At 65.7% G+C, this 22,655-nt stretch carries 17 protein-coding genes; 8 read left to right on the top strand and 9 right to left on the bottom strand.

Translation table 11 applies throughout. The features are described 5' to 3' along the window. Positions 1-106: 106 nt before the first annotated feature. Together dnaN and gyrB are read left to right on the top strand one after the other, a co-directional pair. The gene (gene dnaN, locus DTS01S_RS26255; RefSeq protein ID WP_012201942.1) at positions 107-1,225 is read left to right on the top strand and encodes a DNA polymerase III subunit beta; all 1,119 of its coding nucleotides are present in this window, start codon (positions 107-109) and stop codon (positions 1,223-1,225) included. A gap of 202 nt (positions 1,226-1,427) precedes the next feature. Continuing rightward, positions 1,428-4,007, top strand: coding sequence for a DNA topoisomerase (ATP-hydrolyzing) subunit B (gene gyrB, locus DTS01S_RS26250; protein WP_016447261.1), 2,580 nt, complete (start codon positions 1,428-1,430; stop codon positions 4,005-4,007). Positions 4,008-4,088: 81 nt separating this feature from the next. Here the strand turns inward: gyrB and DTS01S_RS26245 are convergent, their stop codons facing one another. Beyond that, the gene (locus tag DTS01S_RS26245) at positions 4,089-5,234 is read right to left on the bottom strand and encodes a CaiB/BaiF CoA transferase family protein (RefSeq protein WP_074931781.1); all 1,146 of its coding nucleotides are present in this window, start codon (positions 5,232-5,234) and stop codon (positions 4,089-4,091) included. Between the two features lie 94 nt (positions 5,235-5,328). Then, complete coding sequence (locus tag DTS01S_RS26240; RefSeq protein WP_061289651.1) at positions 5,329-6,249, bottom strand: LysR family transcriptional regulator; 921 nt, start codon at positions 6,247-6,249, stop codon at positions 5,329-5,331. A 126-nt stretch (positions 6,250-6,375) separates the two neighbouring features. Here DTS01S_RS26240 and DTS01S_RS26235 point away from each other — a divergent pair, with 126 nt between their 5' ends. The 3 genes from DTS01S_RS26235 to DTS01S_RS26225 all read left to right on the top strand — a co-directional run bounded on the left by DTS01S_RS26235 (position 6,376) and on the right by DTS01S_RS26225 (position 8,352). Further along, entirely contained in the window at positions 6,376-7,347 is a 972-nt protein-coding gene (locus DTS01S_RS26235) for a tripartite tricarboxylate transporter substrate binding protein (protein ID WP_017407045.1), read from the top strand. Between the two features lie 11 nt (positions 7,348-7,358). Beyond that, on the top strand, positions 7,359-7,823 hold the full coding sequence (locus DTS01S_RS26230) for a MaoC family dehydratase (RefSeq protein ID WP_016447265.1): 465 nt from the start codon (positions 7,359-7,361) through the stop codon (positions 7,821-7,823). A 130-nt stretch (positions 7,824-7,953) separates the two neighbouring features. Continuing rightward, complete coding sequence (locus DTS01S_RS26225; RefSeq protein ID WP_013799932.1) at positions 7,954-8,352, top strand: YkgJ family cysteine cluster protein; 399 nt, start codon at positions 7,954-7,956, stop codon at positions 8,350-8,352. Between the two features lie 7 nt (positions 8,353-8,359). On the opposite strand, the gene DTS01S_RS26220 is transcribed toward DTS01S_RS26225, so the two are convergent. From DTS01S_RS26220 to DTS01S_RS26200, 5 genes are all read right to left on the bottom strand, one after another. Then, entirely contained in the window at positions 8,360-9,760 is a 1,401-nt protein-coding gene (locus DTS01S_RS26220; RefSeq protein WP_046239392.1) for a sensor histidine kinase, read from the bottom strand. Between the two features lie 4 nt (positions 9,761-9,764). Further along, positions 9,765-10,469, bottom strand: a complete 705-nt coding sequence (locus tag DTS01S_RS26215; RefSeq protein ID WP_017407046.1) for a response regulator transcription factor — start codon at positions 10,467-10,469, stop codon at positions 9,765-9,767. 153 nt (positions 10,470-10,622) lie between these two features. Beyond that, positions 10,623-11,759 carry a TolC family protein gene (locus DTS01S_RS26210; protein ID WP_223275166.1) on the bottom strand — a complete coding sequence of 379 codons (1,137 nt, stop codon included), beginning with the start codon at positions 11,757-11,759 and terminating at the stop codon, positions 10,623-10,625. Between the two features lie 289 nt (positions 11,760-12,048). Next, complete coding sequence (locus tag DTS01S_RS26205) at positions 12,049-15,162, bottom strand: efflux RND transporter permease subunit (protein WP_016447267.1); 3,114 nt, start codon at positions 15,160-15,162, stop codon at positions 12,049-12,051. A 21-nt stretch (positions 15,163-15,183) separates the two neighbouring features. Then, entirely contained in the window at positions 15,184-16,332 is a 1,149-nt protein-coding gene (locus tag DTS01S_RS26200; protein ID WP_017407223.1) for an efflux RND transporter periplasmic adaptor subunit, read from the bottom strand. A gap of 315 nt (positions 16,333-16,647) precedes the next feature. Here DTS01S_RS26200 and DTS01S_RS30710 point away from each other — a divergent pair, with 315 nt between their 5' ends. After that, entirely contained in the window at positions 16,648-17,079 is a 432-nt protein-coding gene (locus tag DTS01S_RS30710; RefSeq protein ID WP_139223847.1) for a hypothetical protein, read from the top strand. A gap of 69 nt (positions 17,080-17,148) precedes the next feature. After that, on the top strand, positions 17,149-19,323 hold the full coding sequence (gene dinG / locus DTS01S_RS26195) for an ATP-dependent DNA helicase DinG (protein WP_074931778.1): 2,175 nt from the start codon (positions 17,149-17,151) through the stop codon (positions 19,321-19,323). A gap of 1,524 nt (positions 19,324-20,847) precedes the next feature. Here the strand turns inward: dinG and DTS01S_RS26190 are convergent. Both DTS01S_RS26190 and DTS01S_RS26185 read right to left on the bottom strand, forming a co-directional pair. After that, positions 20,848-21,480, bottom strand: a complete 633-nt coding sequence (locus DTS01S_RS26190) for an acyloxyacyl hydrolase (RefSeq protein WP_043789536.1) — start codon at positions 21,478-21,480, stop codon at positions 20,848-20,850. A gap of 176 nt (positions 21,481-21,656) precedes the next feature. After that, complete coding sequence (locus DTS01S_RS26185) at positions 21,657-22,202, bottom strand: Spy/CpxP family protein refolding chaperone (RefSeq protein WP_061289645.1); 546 nt, start codon at positions 22,200-22,202, stop codon at positions 21,657-21,659. 309 nt (positions 22,203-22,511) lie between these two features. Between DTS01S_RS26185 and rdgC the strand changes: the two genes are divergently transcribed. Then, positions 22,512-22,655, top strand: a 144-nt coding sequence (gene rdgC / locus DTS01S_RS30045; RefSeq protein ID WP_169804707.1) for a recombination-associated protein RdgC, incomplete at its 3' end; no start/stop codon positions are given.

Raw genomic sequence — 22,655 nt, 5'->3', positions numbered from 1 at the left:
TCAGGCCCTGCGTACGCGGCAAAATGGGGGATTCGAGCGGCAAGAGGGGGCTCATGTGTGAGCCGCCGCTCCCACCGAGACCCGCATCCTTAAATCAGAGGTTGACATGATCGTCCTGAAAGCCACACAAGACAAAGTTCTCGCGGTCCTGCAATCGGTGTCCGGCATCGTCGAACGCCGCCACACGCTGCCCATCCTGGCCAACGTGCTGATCAAGAAGACCGGCAACGCATTGCAGCTGACCACCAGCGACCTGGAAATCCAGATCCGCACCACCGCCGAACTCGGCGGCGACACCGGCGACTTCACCACCACCGTGGGCGCGCGCAAGCTGATCGACATCCTCAAGACCATGCCCGGCGACCAGACCGTGAGCCTGGAGACCCAGCAGGCCAAGATGGTGCTCAAGGGCGGCAAGAGCCGCTTCACGCTGCAGACCCTGCCGGCCGAGGACTTCCCGCTGGTGCAGGAGGCTGCGGCCTTCGGCCCTTCCTTCAGCGTGCCGCAGAAGGTGCTCAAGGACCTGCTGGGCCAGGTCTCCTTCGCCATGGCCGTGCAGGACATCCGCTACTACCTCAACGGCATCCTGTTCGTGGCCGAGGGCAAGCAGCTGTCCCTGGTGGCCACCGACGGCCACCGCCTGGCCTTTGCAAGCAGCCAGCTGGACGTGGAAGTGCCCAAGCAGGAAGTGATCCTGCCGCGCAAGACCGTGCTGGAGCTGCAGCGCCTGCTGTCGGATGCCGGCGGCGAGAACCAGCCCCACATCGAGATGCAGTTCGCCAACAACCAGGCCAAGTTCACCTTCGGCGGCATGGAGTTCGTGACCAAGCTGGTCGAGGGCAAGTTCCCCGACTACAACCGCGTCATCCCGCGCAACCACACCAACAGCGTGACCCTGGGCCGCGCCCCGCTGCTGGCCAGTCTGCAGCGCACGGCCATCATGACCAGCGACAAGTTCAAGGGCGTGCGCCTGACGGTGGAGCCCGGCACCTTGCGCGTGGCCTCCAACAACGCCGAGCAGGAAGAGGCCATGGACGAGCTGGACATCGACTACGGTGGCGACACCATCGAGATCGGCTTCAACGTCACCTACCTGATCGACGCCCTGTCCAACATGAGCCAGGACATGATCAGGATCGACCTGCAGGACGGCAACAGCTCGGCGCTGCTGACCATCCCCGAGAACGACAGCTTCAAGTACGTCGTGATGCCGATGCGCATCTGAGCGCGCGCCACACCTACCCGATGCCTGACACATTGCGCAGCCCCTGCACCCGCCGCCCGGTGGCACAAGCCGGTGCAAGGCGCGCAACCACCCTATCCGACTCGTAGCCCGCAGCGCGCGTCCCTACGCACCGCGCCAGCGGCCGAATCGAACATTTTCAAGCGAAGCGACAGCTTCCGACGGAACTACCCCAGGGCCTTCCATGACCGACGAGAACAAGCCAGAAAACCAGACCATTGCCCCCGAAGGCTCAGACTCCAGCGGCTATGGCGAAGGCGCGATCCAGATCCTCGAAGGCCTGGAGGCCGTGCGCAAGCGCCCCGGCATGTACATCGGCGACACCTCCGATGGCACGGGCCTGCACCACCTGGTCTTCGAAGTGGTGGACAACTCCATCGACGAAGCCCTGGCCGGCTACTGCGACGACATCCTGGTCACCATCCATGCCGATGGCTCCCTGTCCGTCATCGACAACGGCCGTGGCATCCCCACGCGCGTGAAGATGGACGACAAGCACGAGCCCAAGCGCTCGGCGGCCGAAATCGCCCTCACCGAACTGCACGCGGGCGGCAAGTTCAACCAGAACAGCTACAAGGTCTCGGGCGGCCTGCACGGCGTGGGCGTGTCCTGCGTGAACGCACTGTCCATCTGGCTCAAGCTCAGCGTGCGCCGCGACGGCGAAGTCTACGAGATCGACTTCTCGCGCGGCCAGGTGCAGAACCGCCCCATCGAGATCGTGGACGGCGTCGAAGTCTCGCCCATGCGCGTGGTCGGCAAGAGCGACAAGCGCGGCACCAAGGTCCACTTCCTGCCCGACACGGAAATCTTCACGCAGAACCATGAGTTCCGCTACGAGATCCTGGCCAAGCGCCTGCGCGAACTGTCCTTCCTGAACAACGGCGTGCGCATCCGCCTCAAGGACGAGCGCGACGGCCGCGAGGACGACTTCTCCGGCGCCGGCGGCGTCATGGGCTTCGTGCAGTTCATCAACGCCAACAAGAAGGTGCTGCACCCCACCGCCTTCCACGCCAACGGCACGCGTCCTGCGGAAAGCTACGGCGGCATCCCCGGCACCGAGATCGGCGTCGAAGTCGCCATGCAGTGGAACGACAGCTACGCCGAGCAGGTGCTGTGCTTCACCAACAACATCCCGCAGCGCGACGGCGGCACCCACCTGACGGGCCTGCGCGCCGCCATGACGCGCGTGATCGGCAAGTACATCGAGCAGAACGAGCTGGCCAAGAAGGCCAAGGTCGAGGTCAGCGGCGACGACATGCGCGAAGGCCTGTGCTGCGTGCTGTCCGTGAAGGTGCCCGAGCCCAAGTTCAGCAGCCAGACCAAGGACAAGCTGGTCTCCAGCGAAGTGCGCGCGCCCGTGGAGGACATCGTCGCCAAGGCGCTGACCGACTACCTGGAGGAAAAGCCCAACGACGCCAAGATCCTGTGCAGCAAGATCGTCGATGCCGCGCGTGCCCGCGAGGCCGCGCGCAAGGCCCGCGAGATGACGCGCCGCAAGGGCGTGCTCGACGGCATGGGCCTGCCCGGCAAGCTGGCCGACTGCCAGGAAAAGGACCCGGCGCTGTGCGAGATCTACATCGTCGAGGGTGACTCCGCCGGCGGCTCCGCCAAGCAAGGTCGCGACCGCAAGTTCCAGGCCATCCTGCCGCTGCGCGGCAAGATCCTGAACGTGGAAAAGGCCCGCTACGAGAAGCTGCTGTCCAGCAACGAAATCGTCACCCTGATCACGGCCCTGGGCACCGGCATCGGCAAGGCCACGGCCGAATCGGGCAAGAGCGGCAGCGACGACTTCGACCCCAACAAGCTGCGCTACCACCGCATCATCATCATGACCGACGCGGACGTGGACGGCGCCCACATCCGCACCCTGCTGCTGACCTTCTTCTACCGCCAGATGCCGGACCTGGTCGAGCGCGGCCACATCTACATCGCCCAGCCGCCGCTGTACAAGGTCAAGAACGGCAAGGAAGAGCTGTACATCAAGGACGGCCCCGCGCTCAACCAGTACCTGCTGCGCATCGCGCTGATGAACGCCAGCGTCAGCACCGGCGGCGCCAACCCGCGCACGCTGGACGGCGAGGAACTGGCCAAGCTGGCCAACATGCACCTGGCTGCCGAGACCGTCATCGACCGCCTGTCCAACTTCATGGATGCCGAGGCCCTGCGCGCCATCGCCGACGGCGTGCAGATCACGCTGGACAGCATCGAGGCGGCACAGGCCTGCGCCCCCATCCTGGAGGCCAAGCTGCGCGAGTTGACCACCACGGGCGTGCCCGCCGAGGTCACGGCCGAAATCGACCCGGTCTCCGAAAAGCCCGTGCTGCGCATCAGCCGCCACCACCACGGCAACATCAAGAGCTCCATCCTCACCCAGGAGTTCGTGCGCAGCCACGACTACGCCGCGCTGGCCGACGAAGCCCAGAACTTCAACGGCCTGCTGGGCGAAGGCGCCAAGGTCACGCGCGGCGAAGGCGAGAAGGCCAAGAGCGACAAGGCCACCGACTTTCGCCAGGCCATGCAATGGCTGCTGCACGAGGCCGAACGCACCACGGCCCGCCAGCGCTACAAGGGCCTGGGCGAAATGAACCCCGAGCAGCTGTGGGAGACCACCATGGACCCCACCGTGCGCAGCCTGCTGCAGGTGCAGATCGGCGACGCCATCGAGGCCGACCGCGTGTTCACCATGCTCATGGGCGACGAGGTGGAGCCGCGCCGGGACTTCATCGAGACGAATGCGCTGCGGGCGGGCAATATCGACGTCTGATCCAGCCGAACGGCACACTGCAAAAAGCGCTCTGCAAGGAGCGCTTTTTTCATGGCCGGACCTTGGCCCCCCTGGCCATGTTTACCGCCCGCCAAACTCCTCCCACAGCGCCTGCGTATGCTCGCCCAGCGCGGGCACGGCGCCCATGGCGGCTTCGGCATCCGACAGCGTGGCCGGGGGCAGCAGGGCCTGGATGCTGCCGGTGGGCGTGGCCACCTCGCGCCAGCGTTCACGCGCCTGCAGCTGCGGATGGTTCCAGACCGCGTGCATGTCGTTGAGCGGCGCGTTGGCGATGCCGCCTGCATCCAGGCGCTGCATGGCCTGTTCGCGGCTCAGGGGGGCCAGCACGGAGGCGATCACCGCATCGAGTTCCGCGCGGTGCGCCACGCGCTGCAGGTTGGTGGCAAAGCGCGTGTCCTGCGCCAGCGCGGGCTGCTGCAGCACATGGGCGCAGAAGCTGTGCCATTCGCGGTCGTTCTGCAGGCCGAAGATCAGGCTCTGGCCGTCACCGGCCGTGTACTGGCCATAGGGCGCGATGGAAGGATGGGTCAGCCCGCTGCGCGCGGGCGCCGTGCCGCCGTAATGGGCGAAGTTCAGCGGGTAGGACATCCATTCGGCCAGCGCCTCCAGCATGGATACCTCCACGCGCAGGCCCCGGCCGGTGCGGGCGCGCTGCAGCAGGGCGGACAAAATGCCCGAGTAGGCATACATGCCGGCCGCGATGTCGGCGATGGAAATGCCCACGCGCGCGGGCTGGTCGGGCGTGCCCGTGACCGAGATCAGGCCGGCTGCCGCCTGGATCAGCAGGTCGTAGGCCTTTTTGTCGCTGAGCGGGCCGCCCTCGCCATAGCCCGATATATCGCAGACGATGAGACGCGGATATTTCTCATGCAGGCTGTCGAAATCCATGCCCATTCTCTGCATGGCACCCGGGGCCAGGTTCTGGATCAGGATATCGGCGTTTTCCAGTATTTTCCCGACGATATGCTGCCCTTCGGCGGTCTTGATATCTGCGGCCAGGCTTTGCTTTCCCCGATTGGCCCAGACAAAAAAGGATGATTCACCATGGACCTTGTCGTCATAGCCCCGTGCAAAATCCCCATCGGGCAATCGCTCCAGCTTGATGACCCTGGCCCCCAGGTCCGCCAGCTGCCGGCTGGCAAAAGGCCCTGCCACGGCGTGTTCCATGGCCAATACCGTCAAACCATCCAATGGGCGTGTCTGCATTTTCTTGAACGAGGCGAATATTCGATTCGCCGCATTCTAGAAGTGCGACCATCACCCAGCCAGTCGGCATTTTCTAAGCGGAATTCCAAATCTTCTAAGGCAGGGATTCCTGCACAGCGCCTTCCTCGGGCAAAGGCTGGGCCGCCACATAGGCCACGAAATCGCGGGCATAGGCGGGCAGGGTTTCGGGTTCGCGCGTGACCACCTTCTGCTCGCGCTGCGCCCAGGCCTCGTCCAGGCCCACGGCAGCCAGCCTGCGCGCCTGCAGCGCCGGCCGGGCAATGGAGCGCGGCACCAGCGCAATGCCCACGCCTTCCTGCACGCACTGCAGCACGGCCTCGAATGTTGGTGCGTGCACACGTACCCTGGGATTCATGCCCAGCCTGGAAGCCATGCCTTGGAGGTAGAGGAAGTTGCTGGTCTTGCGGCCGATCGAGACCAGGTCGTAGGTCAGCGCGGTTTCCAGCGGCACCCTGCTGCTGGCGGCCAAGGGGTGGCCAGCGGGCACCACAAACACCAGTTCATCGTGGCCATAGGTGATGGCGTGCAGGCCATGCAGATCGATCTGGCCGGCCACCAGGCCCACATCGGCACTGCCGTCGAGCAAGGCGCGCACCGTGTCTTCGCTCAGGCGCTCCTCCAGGTCCACATTGACGTTCGGATAATGGGCCAGATAGCGGCTGAGCACGGGCGCAATTCCCGTCAGCGTGCTGCTGTTGGCAAAGACGCGGATATGGCCCGATATTCCGTTGATGTGTCTTTGCATTTCTCCGTGCAGGCGGTCCACGCTGCCGAAAATGGAATCGGCGTATTTCTTGACCGTCATTCCCGCCGGGGTCAGCACCATGCCTTTGGACGTTCTTTCAAACAGCGATGCGCCCATGGCCTGCTCCAGATTCTTGAGCCGGTAGCTGGCCGATGGCGCCGTCAAATGCATTTCAGCCGCGCCTGCGCTGAGGCTTTTGGCCTGGGCAATCGCAAGGAAAACCCTGAGATCCGTCAATTCATATCGCATCCGTTGCATGCCCGCCGGGAGCATTTCCTTGGTGTTAGACGGTTTCTAACCGCCCTATCAATGATTCGACTGGCCGCATTGGCAGCGCATTTCTATAGTCGGCGCCAGGAGACAACGGAGAAAATTATGGACTTCAAGACGGCAAGACGCCAAACCCTTCTCACCGCCCTGCTTCTGGCCGCCGGCGCGGCCGCAGCGCAGGACTATCCGGCGCGCCCCATCAAGCTGGTGATTCCCTACGCGGCAGGCGGCCCCACCGACACCTTCGGCCGCGCCATGGCCGATGTCTGGAGCCAGAAGCTGGGCACGCCCGTGGTGATCGAGAACCGCACGGGTGCCGGCACCCTGGTGGGCACGGAGGCGGTTGCCAAGGCAGCCCCTGACGGCTACACCCTGCTGCTGACCACGGTGGCGCATGCCGTCAATCCCTACATCCACGACAAGCTGGGCTACCGCACGGAGGAAGACTTCGCGCCCGTGGGATTGCTCGCCAGGGCGCCGCTGGTGCTGGTGGTGGACAAGCGGCTGCCCGTGCAGAGCCTGCCGGATTTCCTGGCCTATCTGCGGGCGCGGCCCGGCCAGGTCAGCTATGCATCGGCGGGCGTGGGCAGCGCACCGCACCTGGGCGCGGAGCTGCTGAACCTGATGGCGGGAACCCGGGCCCAGCATGTGCCCTACCGGGGCAGTGCGCCGGCCATACAGGACCTCATCGGCGGGCACCTGGCCTTCATGCTGGACAGCGCTCCCACGGGCCTGGCCCAGGTCAAGGCGGGCACGGTGCGCCTGCTGGCCACCACCATGGCCCAGCGCCTGCCGCAGACGCCCGACACGCCTGCCATTGCCGAGCAGGTGCCCGGCTACGAGGCCTATACCTGGAACGCCGTGTTCGCCCCCGCAGGCACGCCGCCAGCGCTGATTGCCCGCCTGCAGTCCAGCCTGCAGGCCACGGTGGACGATGCCGGGCTGCAGAAAAAGGCCTACGACATGGGCCTGGTGCTGGAAAAGCAGCCGCGCCCCCAGGCGCTGGCCGCCTTGCTCAAGCAGGAGCTGGACAAATGGGGCAAGGTCGCCCGCGCCGCCCACATGAGCGCGAACTGAGGAGAGTCGCCATGCCACGCCATCCATCCCTGTGCGCCCAGCGCTACTTTGAAGACTTCGCGCTGGGCGAGGTCTTCGCCCTGCCCTCGCGCACCATGACCGATGCCCTGTTCGCCGCCTTCCAGCTGGCCAGCGGCGACAACCATCCCGTGCACTACGACGTGGAGTACTGCCGTGCGCGCGGCATGCCCCACATGCTGGCCCACGGCTACCAGGTGGCCATACAGACGGCGGCAGGCGCCGGCCTGTTCCCGCACATGGTCGAGGAATCGCTCAAGGGCTTCCTGGAGCAGGGCAGCCGCTTCCTGGCCCCCGTCCATGTGGGCGACACGCTGTACTGCACGCTGACGGTGTCCGAGCTCAAGCCCGGCAACACCACGGGCGTGCTGACCCTGGCCACCGAGGTGCTGAACCAGCGCGACGAGCGGGTGTCCGACGGGTTTCAGAAATACCTGCTGAGGAAGCGGCCGGCCTGAAGGCCAGGGGATGGATGCAGGGGCAGCGTCTCCCAAAGACCCGCCCCCTCGCTTGGCTACGCCGGCGCGGCAACCGCCGCCGGGCTTTCTGGCGAAAAATAGCGGCCCTGCACACGCCCATCCCCCACCCATGAGATCCCCCATCAGCATCGTCGACGTCGACCGCCTCGACTCCTGGAGCAAATACAAGCCCGGCATGTGCGACAGCTGTGCGGCCAACTGCTGCACCATGCCGCTGGAGGTGCAGCTGCCCGATCTGGTGCGGCTGGAGCTGGTGGATCCGTTCGAGGTGGACAACGTGGAGCCCAAGCTCATCGCCAAGCGGTTGATGAAGATGCGCTTGATCGACCACTACAACCCCAAGCACAACATCTTCACCATGGCGCGGCGCGCCAGCGGGGACTGCAATTTTCTGGATGCCAAGTCGCGGCGCTGCACGGTCTACGACAAGCGGCCCGAAACCTGTCGCCTGCACCCCAAGAAGGGGCCCAAGCCCGGCTTTTGCGCCTACGGTCACAAGGACCGCTGAAACGGCTTCAGGCCGTGGGCAACCCGGGCAGCCAGATCCTTGCCTGCAGGCCCGGATGCATGTTCTCGAAGCCCAGCTTGCCGCCGTGCAGCTGCACGATGGCCAGCACGCTGGCCAGGCCCAGGCCGTAGCCTTCGCGGTCCGATTCGGCGCGGTAAAAGCGGGTGCTCATCTTCTCGCGCGTCTGCGCGTCCACGCCGGGGCCGCGGTCCTGCACGATGATTTCCACGCCCCAGGCGCCGCCGTCCATGCCGTGTTCGTGGGCCACGCCCGCGCGCAGCAGCATGTCGGCGCCGTGGTCGCTGTCGGGCAGTGATCCGTACTTGATGGCGTTGTCCACGAGGTTGGCCACGGCGCTGGCCAGCAGGTCCCCGTCGCCCAGCGCCATGGGCGTGCCTTCGACCTGCAGCCGCAGCACGCCGCCTGCGTCCTCGACCAGCGGTTCGTAGAACTCCACCACGTCGACCAGCAGGGCGCGCAGGTCCACGGGCGCGAAGTTCTTGCGGCTGGCGCCGCTTTCCACTTCGGCAATCTGCAGCAGCTTGTCGAAGACCACGCCCAGCTCGGCCACTTCCTGGGCCACCAGCGCCAGCGTCTCGTTCTTTTCCTCGGGCGTGGCCTGCTGGGCATTGCGCAGGCGCAGCAGGATGCGCGTCAGCGGCGTGCGCAGGTTGTGGGCGATGGTGTTGGAGACATGGCGTATGCCGTCCATCAGCAGTTCCAGCCGGTCCAGCATGGTGTTGATGTCGCGGTTGAGCAGCGTGAACTCATCGTCGCGGCGCGTGACCGGGATGCGCTGGCGCAGGTCGCCCGTGGCCACGCGCGCCATGGTGCTGCGGATGTCGGCGGCCCGCTCTTCCACCACGCGCCGGAAGGCCCCGGCGCCCAGTACGGCCATGCCCAGGGCCACCAGGCCGGCCAGCAGGCTGGCGCGGCCGAACAGCTCCTCCACATCGCTTTGCACCTGCATGTCGCTGCCCACGGCCAGCAGCTTGCCGTCGGACAGCTGGGCCACGGCCACGCGGCCCGCGATGATGCGGCCGTTGCGCCGCACCTTGAGATCGCGCACGCCCATCTCCGTCAGGCGGCGTGCGGGCACCACGTCGGCGTTGCCGATGATGGGATTGCCGTCGCCATCCATGAGGATGAGGATTTCGGTATCGGTGTTGACGCCGTCCAGCAGGGTCTGCTGGATCTCGGCCTCCAGCGCGGGCTCGCCGTACTTGTCGCGGTGCTCGACCAGGCGGCGCATGTGGTTCTCGGCCTGCCGGTCCATGCGCATGCGCAGCACGCCCACGGTCTGCACGTAGAACACCGACAGCACGATGGACATGGTCAGCACCAGCAGCACGCCGTAGGTCAGCGCCAGCCGGAAGGCCGTGGAGCTCCAGGGCTTGGCCAGCGACATGGGATCAGGCCACCTGCGGCAGGTCCTGCGGCCGGTCCGACAGGCTGTAGCCCACGCCACGCACGGTGTGGATCAGCGCGGGCTCGAAGCCCTTATCCACCTTGCCGCGCAGGCGGCTGATGTGCACGTCGATGACATTGGTCTGCGGGTCGAACCGGTAGTCCCACACCGACTCCAGCAGCATGGTGCGCGTGACGATCTGGTGCGCGTGCTGCATCAGAAAGGCCAGCAGGCGGAACTCGCGCGGCTGCAGCGCCAGCGGCTGGCCCGCGCGCTCGGCGCTGCGCGTGAGCAGGTTCAGCCGCAGGTCGGCCAGGCGCATCTCGCGCGCGGGGGCCGGGATCTGGGCGCGGCGCACCAGGGCCTCCAGGCGCGCCGAGAGTTCGGAGAAGGCAAAGGGCTTGGTCAGGTAGTCGTCGCAGCCGGCCTTGAGGCCGCGCACGCGCTCGTCCGTGGCCGACAGGGCGCTGAGCACCAGCACCGGCGTCTGCTTGCCCATGGAGCGCAGCGTCTGCAGGATCTGCAGGCCGTCGAAGCCGTTGGGCAGCATGCGGTCGAGGATGATCACATCCCAGCTCTCGCCCACGGCCATGGCGATGCCCTGCACACCATCGCTGCACACCGCCACCTGCGCGCCCTGCTGGCGCAGGCCTTCGGCGATGTAGCGCGCGTTCAGCGCGTCGTCTTCGATGATGAGATAGCGGTACATGCGGGCGGCAGGGCCTGACTCGAAACTGAGGCAGACACTATACGGCGCGCCAGACTCCGCCGAGATCGGTGGGGGTGCCGGCATGTTGACCACCTCTTTCCAGCTAGGGGCAGGGCCGCGCGGCATCCCAGAGCACCGCGCCGCATGAAACCGTCAGGGCGCAGCCCACATCGGCAGATCGCCGCTGGCCACGCGCACCTGCCACTCGGCCAGCATCATTTCCTTGACCAGGTCCAGGTGCTCCAGGCGGTGCTCGTTGATCGATCCCAGCGAATCGATCAGCTCCAGGATGGAGCCCTGGCCCAGCTTGTAGGCGTCCTGGGCCATCTGGTTGAGCGGCGCGATCTGCGCCAGGCCCTGCTTTTCGTAGGCGCGCACGGCATCGCGGCGCAGCTTCAGCTGCCTGATGGCGCGCTGCAGCTCGGTACGCGCCTCGATCAGCGCGGCGTCGTAGCGCAGCTGGGCCTGCTCGGCCTCCACCTGGGCACGCGCGATGGGGCCTTCGCGGCGATCGAACAGCGGCAGCTCCACCGACACGCCGATCTGGTTGTAGTTGCCGTCCAGCCGGTTGCGCACCCGCGCCACGCTGATGCTGGGCGTGGGCAGGGCTTCGCGGCGTTCCAGCTCGACCTTGTGGCGCAGCTGGTCCAGCTCGGCCTGGGCGGCCACCAGGGCCGGCAGGCGCAGGCGCGCGGCCTCCCAAAGTTCCTGCTCGTGCAACAGCTGGGCCACGGGAACGGCCTGCAGGCTGCCCGTGGCGCGCGGTGCCCACTGGGGCAGGGCGGCCAGGGCGGCGGCGTGCGAGGCGGCATCCTGCCAGTCCGACTGGGCCTGGCTGACCTGCATGGCCATCTGGGCCTGCTGCAGGCTCAGGCGCGCGCCGTCATAGCGGCTGCGCGCACCGGCCTCGATCTGTCCGCGCACGATATTGCCCGCGCTGTTCAGGGCCTCCTGCGCCTCTTGCCAGACCTTCAGGCGCTGCTGCGTCATCAGCAGGTCGATGAAGGCCGTGGCTGCATCGTTGAGCGTGGTGGCCACGGCCACCTCGACATTGGCGCGCGCCGCCGTCTCGCCCTTGCGCGCGTTCTCCATGCGCAGGCGCCGCTGGCCGAAAATGGGCAGCGGCTGCTCTATGCCCCACTGCTTCTCGCCCGGCTTGCTGCTGTACGACGCCGAAGGATTGGGAAACGCCGCCGCCGTGCGGCTGTCCGCCTGCGCAATCCCGATCTGCAGCCGCTGCGCAGCCAGCTGGGGCTGGTTGCGCACCACCATCTGCAGATACTCCTGCATCCCCACCGGCTGCTGCGGCGCAGCCGCCGGAGCCACCTCGGAGGCAGGCGCCGCAGTGATGGCCGGCACAGCCGCCCCGCCCGGTACAGCGGGTACAGCCTGCTGCGCAAGCGCAGAACCCGCCCCGCAGCACAGCGCCACAGCCACAAACAGGGCCCGATAACGGGCGCTGCCTGCAAAACCGGCGCGACCAAAAGCCAGGGACGCCGAGCAAGAGCCGCCTCGCGGCGAGGGCGTCGTCCCCCCCGCGAAGCGAGAGGGGGAAGCGGCGAAGCCGCTCAGGGGGCTATCACTCTTTTTCATCGAGTTCTTCCTGCGTCAACATGTTCTTGGGGCCCAGCAGCGCATAGAGCACGGGCAGCAGCACCAGGGCCACCAGGGGCAGCACCACCATGCCGCCCACGATCACGGAGGCGAAGGGCTTTTGCGTCTCGCTGCCCACGCCCGTGGACAGCGCCATGGGCAGCAGGCCCAGCAGCGCCAGCAGCGCCACGAGCACGATGGAGCGCATGCGCTCGGCAGCGCCCTCGACCAGGGCCTGCATCATGGGCATGCCTTGCCGTCGCAGCTCCTCCACGGCCGAGATCACCAGCAGCCCGGCCAGCGCCACCTGCCCCAGCAAGGCAATGAAGCCGATGGCCGCGCTGATGGACAGCTCGATGCCCGCCAAGTGCAGGGCCGCGATGCCGCCCACCATGGTGAAGGGCGCGCACAGCAAGATGATGCCGGCGCTGCGCGCCTGGCCCAACGCGCCGAACAGCAGGGCGTAGACGATGATCAGCGACAGCGGCACCACGATCTTCAGGCGCGCGGCCGCGCGCTGCTGGTTCTCCCACTCGCCGCCCCAGACGGCCTGGTAGCCCTCGGGGATCTTCACGTTCTTCTTGAACGTGGCCAGCGTGTCCTTGACCACGGAGCCGATGTCACGGCCTTCCACGTTGAACTTGAGCGCCATGTAGCGCGCATTGCCTTCGCGGAAGATGGAGGAGTTGCCGATCTTGATGGCCACCTGGCCCACGGAGTGCAGCGGCACCGAGCCGCCCGCAGCGCCATTGGGCAGGGGGATGGCGATGTTGCGGATGCGTTCCTCGTCCATGCGGTCCACGTAGGGCAGGCGCACGCGCACGGGCACGGGGTACTCGCCTTCCCACAGCGTGGTGGAGATGTTGCCGGCCAGCGCCGCCTCCAGCGTCTTTTGCGCGGTCTCCATGGCAATGCCCTGGCGCGCCAGCGCCTGGCGGTCGAACTCCACGTGCACCTGGGGCGCAGGCGCGTCGCGGTACAGGCCCAGGTCGACCACGCCGTCGATGTCCTTCACCAGGTCCACGGTCTGCTGCAGGATGGAGCGCAGCTGCGGAATGTCGGGGCCGAAGACCTTGAGCACCACCTGGCCGCGCGCGCCGGACGTCGATTCCTCCACGCTGTCGCGGATGGGCTGGGCGAAGTTGAACGACACGCCCGGAATCTCGCTGAGCGTGGCGCGCATCTGCTCGATGAGCTGGGGCTTGGTCAGGCCCTTGCGCCATTCGCCGTGGCCCTTCAGGCGCACCAGCACCTTGGCCAGGTTCAGCGTCTCGTTGTCGGTGCCGGACTCGGGACGGCCCTGCTCGGTGGTGACGGTGATGACCTCGGGGAAGGTCTTCAGGCGCAGGCGCACGTCGCGCAGCACTTCCTGGCCCTTTTCCAGCGAGATCGATGCCGGCATCTGCACCAGCACGTAGGCGTCGCCTTCATCGAGCTCGGGCAGGAATTCCGTGCCCAGCCAGGCGGCCGACAGGCCGGCCGCCACCAGGATGGCCAGCGAGGCGACCACCACCATGACACGGCGCCGCCCGGCGCCCAGCAGGCTGCCGATCCAGTGCTGGTAGCCGTGGTGCGCGCGGTCGAAGATCTTGGGCTCTTCCACCATCACGTGCTGGGGCTTGAGGAACAGCGCGCACAGCGCCGGCACCAGGCCCATGGCGAAGACCAGGGCACCCAGCAGCGCGAAGCTGTAGGTCATGGCCAGCGGACGGAAGATGCGGCCCTCGATGCTTTCCAGCGAGAACACGGGGATCAGCGCCGCGATCACGATGGCCATGGCGAACAGCGTGGGCTTGGCCACGGCCACGGCCGAGTCGATGATGATGTGGCGCATGTCCGCCTGCGTCTGCGGCTTGCGCAGGCGGGCGTTGCGGATGATGTTCTCGGCCAGCACCACGGCGCCGTCCACCATGATGCCGAAGTCGATGGCACCCATGGAGATCAGGTTGGCCGGCATGCCCAGCAGGTGCAGGCCGATGAAGGCCACCAGCAGCGACAGCGGGATCACCGTGGCCACGATCAGCGAGCCGCGCAGGCTGCGCAGGAACAGCCACAGCACGCCCACGATCAGCGTGGCGCCGAACAGCAGGTTGTGCTGCACCGTGCCCAGCGTGTGGCCGACTAGGTCGGAGCGGTCGTAGTTGGTCTCCATGTGCATGCCCTCGGGCAGGCCGCCGTCATTGAGCGCGGCCACCTTGGCATGGATCTGGTCCAGCACCACCGAGGGGTTCTCGCCGCGCTTGAGCAGCACGATGCCCTGGACCACGTCGTCGGCATCGTCCATGCCCACCGAACCCTGGCGCGGCGTGTGCGACTGCACCACGCGCGCCACGTCGCCAATGGTCACGGGCGCGCTGCCGCGCATGGCCACGACCACGCCCTGGATCTCCTGCGGCGTGCGCAACAGGCCGATGCCGCGGATGATCAGCGACTGCTCGCCGCGGCGCATCAGGCCGCCGCCCACGTTGCGGTTGGACTTGGACAGGGCATCGCTCACGTCTTCCAGCGACAGGCCCAGCGCATACAGCTTCTCGGGATCGACCTCGACGTGGTACTCCTTGACGAAGCCGCCGATGCTGACCACGTCCGCCACGCCCTGCACCTGCTTGAGCACGCGCACCACGCGCCATTCCTGCTCGGTGCGCAACTGCGCCAGCGTGTGGCGGTCGCTCTTCAGGCGGTAGTAGAAGATCTTGCCCAGCGGCGTGTAGTCGGGCGCCATCTCGGGCGTGACGCCGTCGGGCAGATTGGCCTGGGGCAGGCGCTGCGACACCTCGGCGCGCGCATGGAAGCTGTCGGCCTCGTCATTGAAGACGAGGTTGATCATGGCCAGGCCGAAGTAGCTCTCCGAGCGCAGCGACACCAGGCCCGGCGTGCCGTTGAGCTCGCGCTCCAGCGGCTGGGTGATCTGGCGCTCCACCTCCTCGGGGGCCAGGCCCGGCGCCTGGGCAATCACGCCCACCTGCACATTGGTCACATCGGGATAGGCCTCGATGGCCGTGTGCAGGTACGAATACACGCCATAGATGGCGATGATCAGGGTGGCGCACAGGGCGACGAGCCGCCGGTGCACCACAAACGCTATCAGGGAACGCAGCATTGATGGGACTCCTTGCCGCGATCAGAGCAGCTGGCTGGCTGCGCCGTCGAGCAGCAGGCCACCGCGCACGACGATCTTCTCACCCGACTTCAGGCCCGACACCACGGGCACCATGCCGCGCGAGGGCCGGCCCAGCACCACGGTGCGGGCCTCGAACTGCAGCTCGCCGGTCTGCACGAAGACGATGCTGCGGCTTTCATCCTTGATGAGCACGGCCGTCACGGGGATCAGCATCTCGTGCTCGTTGGAGACCTGCAGGCCCACGCGCGCCTGCATGCCGGAACGCAGCACGGGGTTTTGCGCATCGAGCTGCACGATGACGGAGGCGCGGCGCGATTCCTTGTCCAGCGTGGCGCCCAGGTGGCGCACCGTGCCGGTCAGGGGCTTGGGCAGCTGCGGCACATCGACCTGCACGGCACTGCCCAGGCGGATGCCGGGCAGATCGCTTTCGAAGACATCGGCCACCACGTTCATGGCGGAGGGATCGCCGATCAGGAACAGCTCGCCGCTGGGCTCGACCGAGGCGCCGACCACGGCCTTGCGCTCGGCCACCACGCCGGAGCGCGGCGCACGCAGCACCAGCCGGTCGCCGCCGCCTTGCCCCAGCAGCGCCGACGTGCCCTGGGCACGCGCCAGCTCCTGGGCCGACTCGCGCAGCTTGGCCTGGGCCGCGCGCAGATCCACCTCCACGCCCACGCCCTTGTCCACCATGGTCTGCTGGCGCCGCACCTCCACGGTGGCCACGTCATGCGCGCTGCGGGCAGCTTCCACCTCGTAGCGCACGCGCAGCGCCTCGGGGCTGACCAGGGTGGCCAGCTCGTCGCCGGCCTTGACGATGTCGCCCACGTGGGCACGCACGGACACCACGCGCGCGGCCAGCGGCACCGAGACGGTGGCCACGCGGTCCTCGGCAAAGGTCACGCGCGCCGGCGCCCAGGCCATCTGCGTGCCCTGCGGATCGGCCACCGCGGCGATGTCCAGCATCTTCAGCGACTCGGGCTTGACCCGCACCACGCCGGCGGGCGCGGGTGCCTGCGCGGCAGGCTCGTTCTGTGCCGATGCCTTGGATGCATCGCAGCCCGCCACAAGGCAGGCCACGGCGATGACGGCGCATGCCGAGGCCGCCGGAAACCGGGCTGCCGTGGGCAGGCCCGCAAGTGTCTTGATCATTCTTGCCCCTTCAATCCATGCCTGGAGCGCAGGGACTGCAGCGAGCCGACCCTTGTCTCCTGAGATGAAACAGATGCTAGAAAACGCATCTTCCGGCGTGCGTGAAGCCTTCATTACCGTTTGGTAAGGCACTCGCATGCCCTGGGCTCGCCCCCGGGACCTGTCCCCGGCGGGGATGGTCTGTGCCTTTGCCGGACTTTTGCGAGATCCGGCGCGGTCCGCGGCGCACAGCCTGCGCGGCCCCGGACCTGCCGCCTGGCGTGGGACCCAGGCCAGGCCGCAGCGGCGGCAGACCTGTGGATATCCCGGGGAAAAATGCACCCTGCAAAGCCAGAGATCTGCACAGGCCCTGTTTTCCACAGTGGTGACAACTTCCATCACCTTCTGCAAATTGCAGCAAACCTGAATCCGCGAAAAATTCGTTGCAAATCAACGATGAATCGCGACAATCATTCCATCAATCCACAGGCATGCCAACAGCATGCACACAAGATTGACCACAGGCTGCACACCCTGGCAGCTGTGGGCAAGACTGTGGATGCAGCCACGCGCACAGCCATCAACGGCCATGGGAACAATCCAGGAACAGCCGGTGGACAGATGTCCATCCCGGCCACCGATACCCACCTGTACGCACATGCGATTGGCGGGTGCAGTGATCCATATGACGTGCAGCTTGTAGGCTGTACGGCATACGAAAAACGCGCTTTGTGCGCTGTATTCCATAAGATTTCGCATCTTATTTAATACATATCACTGTACGAATCCTTATAAACAGACGGACCAAAGTGATCCATCTGGTCGAAATACGCCGAAATGCATGAAAAAAAATGGGCTGACCAAGCCCTGAAATCCTTCGATGACGTGGTCGGAGCCATCCCGGGGTTCCGAAATCGTGAGGGGCAGCGAAAAATGGCAGCCCAGGTCGCGCAGACCTTGAGCCAGGCCCAGCTGGGAAAAATCGATGAGGGCGCACCGGAGCCCACCCGGTCCATTGCCGTGGTGCAGGCCGGAACGGGGGTGGGCAAATCGCTGGCGTACAGCATTCCCGCCATTTCGATGGCGCTGGCGCGCGGCACCCGGGTGCTGATTTCCACGGCCACCGTGGCGCTGCAGGAACAGCTGGTGAACAAGGATCTGCCCGCGCTGGCCCAGCAGCTGGAGCAGCCTTTCAAGTTCGCGCTGGCCAAGGGCCGGGGCCGCTTTGTCTGCAAACTGAAGCTGGAGCGGCTGGCCAGCACTGGCGAGGCCCAGGACGAGGATCTGGACGATCTGTTCGCCGAGGAAAAGGCCCAGGCCCAAAGCCGCGTGGCACGCCCGGCCCTGGAGCTGGAGGCGCGCATGCAGTTCTACAAAAGCATGGCCAACGCGCTGGCCAGCCAGGCCTGGGACGGCGACCGCGACTCGCTGGAAACCCCGCCCGAGGCCGAGGCCTGGAGCCCCGTGGCGGCCGAATCCTCGTCCTGCACGGGCAAGCACTGCCCGGCCTTCAGCAACTGCGTCTACTACGAGCGCCGCAAGGACCTGGTGGCCGCCCAGGTCATCGTGGCCAACCACGATCTGCTGCTGTCCTCCCTGGGCGCGCGGCTGCTGCCCGAGCTGGACAACTGCCTTCTGGTGCTGGACGAAGCCCACCATCTGCCCGCCACGGCGCTGGGCCAGTTCGCCGGCGAGATGGACCTGAGCCGCCTGGGCTGGATAGACAAGCTGACCAGCCGCGCCCTGCGCGTGAATACCCTGGTCGAAGTGGAGGAACTGGCCGACCTGCCCAGCCATGCAAGCCAGCTGCGCCAGCAGCTGCAGGAACTGGCGCGCCTGGTGATGGAGCTGTACGGCGATACGCTCAAGTCACAAAAGGACAGCTGGGGGCCGGCCCGGGTGCGCGTGCCGCGCGGCATGCTGCCCGAGCCCCTGCTGGAGCCGCTGGGCAGGGCGGCCCACCATGCCAACAGCTTTCTGGACGCGCTGCGCGCCATCTCCAAGGCGCTGCGCGCCGCCATCAAGGACAATCCAGAGGAAGCACGCAGGCTGTCTACAGCTTATGCACAGGTTGGCGCACTGGCACCCCGCCTGGAATCCGTCTATGACACGGCCCAGTTGCTGATGCAGCAGCCGGTGCAGGATGACGACAGTAGCCGCGTACCCAATGCCAAATGGTTCACGTTGGAGACAGATGGCGAGTACATCGTGGTCAAGGCCCATGCCAGCCCCATCCTGCCCGGCGCCACGCTGCGCCATCACCTGTGGTCCCAGGTGCGCGGCGCGGTGCTCACGTCGGCCACCTTGACCAGCTGTGGACAATTCGACTTCTTCCTGCGCGAGGCCGGCCTGCACGACGATGCGGCCGTGACCACGCTGGAAGTGCCCAGCCCCTTCGACTACGCGCGACAGGGCACGCTGGTGGCGCGCGAAACCGTGGCCGATCCGAAGGAAGCCGCCCGCTTCACCCAGGAGATGGTGGACGCGCTGCTGGGCGACCTGTCCCGTGTGCAGGCTGGCGCCCTGGTGCTGTTCACCTCGCGCGAGCAGATGCGCCTGGCGGTGGATGCGCTGTCCACGGCCATGCGCTCGCAGGTGCTGGTGCAGACGGCCATGCCCCGCGCCCTGCTGCTGGCACGCCACCGCGATGCCGTGAAGATGGGCGAGCCCTCCATCATCTTCGGCATGCAGTCCTTCGGGGAGGGACTGGACCTGCCCGGCGCACTGTGCGAGTCCCTGTTCATCACCAAGCTGCCCTTTGCCCCGCCCGACGACCCCGTGGGCGAGGCCCGCGCCGAATGGCTGCGCAGCAGCGGCCGCAACCCCTTCAACGAACTCGTGGTGCCGGCCACGGCGATACGGCTGGCCCAGTGGGTGGGCCGCGCCATCCGCACCGAGGAAGACCAGGCCCATGTCTACTGCTATGACCGGCGCCTGGTGAACACCAGCTATGGCCAGCAGCTGCTCAAGGGCCTACCGCCCTTTGCCCTGCAGCGCCGCCCGGCACGCTGAGACGAAAGCTGTGGAAAGAACGGGGAAACCAGCCCCTCTCCGTTTCCTCCACCTTCCCCCATCCACACAAGCCCTTGATTTCAGGCAATTTTCCTGAAAACCATCCTCCCGATTGCCCACAGGCCATTTGCACACAGCCTGTGGGCAACTTCACTCCACGGGATCCGTTCATGCATGCGGCGCCCGGCAACAGGTTCAAAGGACCTGCGCGACCTCGCAGGCCACACCTGCCGACCACCCCCGTAGATCACGGCCCACAGGCCATCAGGCGGCCCCAGGAAGCGCTTTGGCGCCCCTGCAGGGGTCCTGGCATCTGCCTGGTGTTTGCGCTGTCTGCGGGCCGTTGGAGAGACGGCCTGATTCCCATCCTTTCTCCCTGCAGTGCTGCAGCCATCACTTTTCGTGATTGCCCTTGCCAGTGCTGGATCAACTGCTCCTGATTCGGATGCACAGGCCGCTTGCAGGGCCCAGATCAAGGATTGAATTTTTTTGAATGAACAACGGCGGCCTCTGGCGTGTCCGCATGTGCCCGTGCGAGAGACGCCGTTTCCTCGAAGTTTTCCCTGGTTGTTCACAGCCTGGCGTGAAAAAGGCCGTCGTTCACCTGCATGCCAACCTGGTGACGGGTGACGTCTTGTCTTCATGAGCAAGGCCATCGCCCAGGAGTCTTGCGGATTTTTTGCAGACAGGCGCGCCAATTTCGCTGGAGCGCAGTCCTTCTTTGCACATGCCTGGCTCCAGCCAAGCTCACGCGTCTGTTTTTTTTTGGCAAACCTGGCTGCCTTGGCTTCCCGGCGTGACTTCGCCTTTGGTTGTTCTTTGATCTTCTTATAAAGAATAGTTGTAGTAGTAGAGGCATGATATCTCTGTGGATAACTGCCATTACCTTAAAAAAAACAAGGATCTAGCGTACTGAAAAACATGTGGTCAACGCCCTGTTCCCGGTGTCTTGCCAACGGGGATAGATTGCATGTCACGGATTTTTCTGTGGATAACTTGAAAGTTGATCATCTTCTATCCACAGTTTTACATGACAGGTTTTTTTTGTGATGTTTTCTCGTAAGTTATTGATTTAAAAGAAATTTAAGCGTTTACCAGTCAGAAGACAGACCTGTGATGCATGGATGAACACAGGGTCTGACCATGCTGTGATCTGTTGACAAGCAGCTTTTCCTGGGCAAGGGGGCTGCTTTTTTTATCCAGATCGGCGTTCGTGCTGTGAAAAACCGAGCTCGGCTGTTATTCCTATTTCTTCTATGTTTTAATTAGTAGTAGTAGTAAGTGAAGCGCTTAATTGTTGATAACTGATTTTTCACATGGAAAATCAATAAGTTATGATTATGCAAACCCTGTGGTGGATGCTGCCTTGCAACTGCACCCGTTTTGGGAACAACTTTCCGAGATGCATCCATCGTGTGGATAAGCATGGATTTACAAGGTTTTTATACCCAGGTTTTTCCACAGGCCTGCAGCGGGCAAAAAAAGACCACCTCGCGGGTGGTCGGGGCTGGGCTGCAGCGATGGTCAGAAATGGTGGGCGTAGCGCAGCTGCAGGAAGTTTTCGCCGGGGTTGGGCTTCTTGATGCCAGCGTTGGAATGGTGTTCCAGCCTCAGCACCAGTTCATGCTGGCCTTGGTTGCCAAACAGGTAGCCCACGCCGATATGGGTGGCGAAGTTGTAGCGGGTCGGGAATTCCTTCTCGTCCGTGACGTAGCGCCGGTTCAGTGCCCAGCTCAGGCCCACGCCGGTTTCTGCAAACCAGGGCGACTGTCCGTTGCTGCCACGCCAGCGCAGCGTGGGATTGATGCCCACCACCCAGGTGCTGCGGTGGCTGCCTTCCAGGGGGGCGGACCATCGCGCGCCCCAGATATCCCAGTAGCCGCTGAGCTGGCCGCCCCACAGCGCATGGCGCCAGTTGCGCCAGGGCACGGTAACGCCCAGGGTCCAGCTGTCGGCGCTGCGCTCGGCCGCGCCATATTGCAGGTACAGGGAAGGGGTGGATTCCGGCGCCAAGGATTGCGCCTGGGTCGCCATCGGCAGGACAGCGCCTGCGCAGGCCAGCATCACGGTCGCTGCCAGGCGTGCTGGCGGATGGATGCGTGCCTTGGCGAGGCTCTGGTAGCTGGATGGCGTCGTTTGAATGATTTTGAGGGCCATGATCTTCTCCGGGGGCGGCACACGTTGCTGTGCCTGTAGCACTCTAGGGAGGCTGGTGAAGACCGGGGCGTCAGCAAAAAAGCCCTTGCACTGTCGGTCGCCCGACAAGGCGTCCGTGCAAGGGCTGGCTCAAGCAATCCGGCTGCCCGCCGGTGGCAGGCAGGCCAGGCTGGCGCTTACTGGGCAGGTGCCGGGGCAGGGCGGGCCTGGCCGCTCTTGTGGTCATGGCGCGGGCCGTGGCCCATGCCGTGGTGGGCAGGGTGTCCCTTGTGCAGCGTGGCGGCATCGAAGGTCTTTTGCTGGCTGGCGTCCAGCTGGGCGTAGAAGGCCTTGGTGGCTTCGCCGCGGCGATCGGCATCGGCCGCGCGCTGGGCGCGCATTTCACGCATCTTGTCGATGCGCTGGGGCGTGGTCAGCTTGGCGAAGTCCTCGCGCTCCATGCGCTGGGGACGCTCGCCGGGCTTGAAGGTGGCCGCATAGGTGTTCCATGCGGTCTCCTGGGCCGGCGTGAGCTTGAGGTCGGCCTTGAGCTTGGCGATGCGCTGCTGCATGTGCTCGCGGCGCTCGCCGGGCTTGTGCATGGGACGTTCGGGCTTGGGCGTGGTGGCTGCAGCCGGTGCTGCCGGCGCGGCGGTCTGGGCGTACGAGGGCATGGCGAACGAGGCCAGCAAGGCGGTGGCAGCTGCGGCGCTGGCGAGGGTGCGGCGGAAGGTGGTGGTCATTCCAAAATCCTTTCTGGAGAGGGTGACTGAAGGCCGCCGTCAAGGCACTTGGCGGGCCCTGTGCAGCGGATGGTTGAAGTGTGGTCGTCCGATGTATCGGGGCCGTGAGGTTTTGCGCAGGGCTTGTAAAGAATTGACAAGCTTGTGCAGCGCTGTCCGGTGCCAGGCATGCACAATGGCCGGGCGGGGCGCCAAGGCATGGCGCCCCTGCTGTTTTTTCTGTTTTCTCCCTCTGGATGGAGGCGGCGCAGCCCGGTGTTGCACACCCTCTTGCGGCACGGCCGCAGTCCGTCCGAGCAAAGGTTCGCTATGTTCAAAAACATGATCGTCTATCGCATTGCCGAGAGCTGGCAGGGCGATTTGCAGCAGCTTGAAGAAGCCCTGGGCAAGAGCCCGTTTGCCGAGTGCGGCGCCACGCAGGAGCGCAGCGCCGGCTGGGTGCCGCCGCGCGGC

The sequence above is a fragment of the Delftia tsuruhatensis NBRC 16741 genome (assembly GCF_001571325.1).
Lineage (GTDB): Bacteria > Pseudomonadota > Gammaproteobacteria > Burkholderiales > Burkholderiaceae_C > Comamonas > Comamonas tsuruhatensis.
This window is presented reverse-complemented; position numbering and strand designations above follow the sequence as displayed.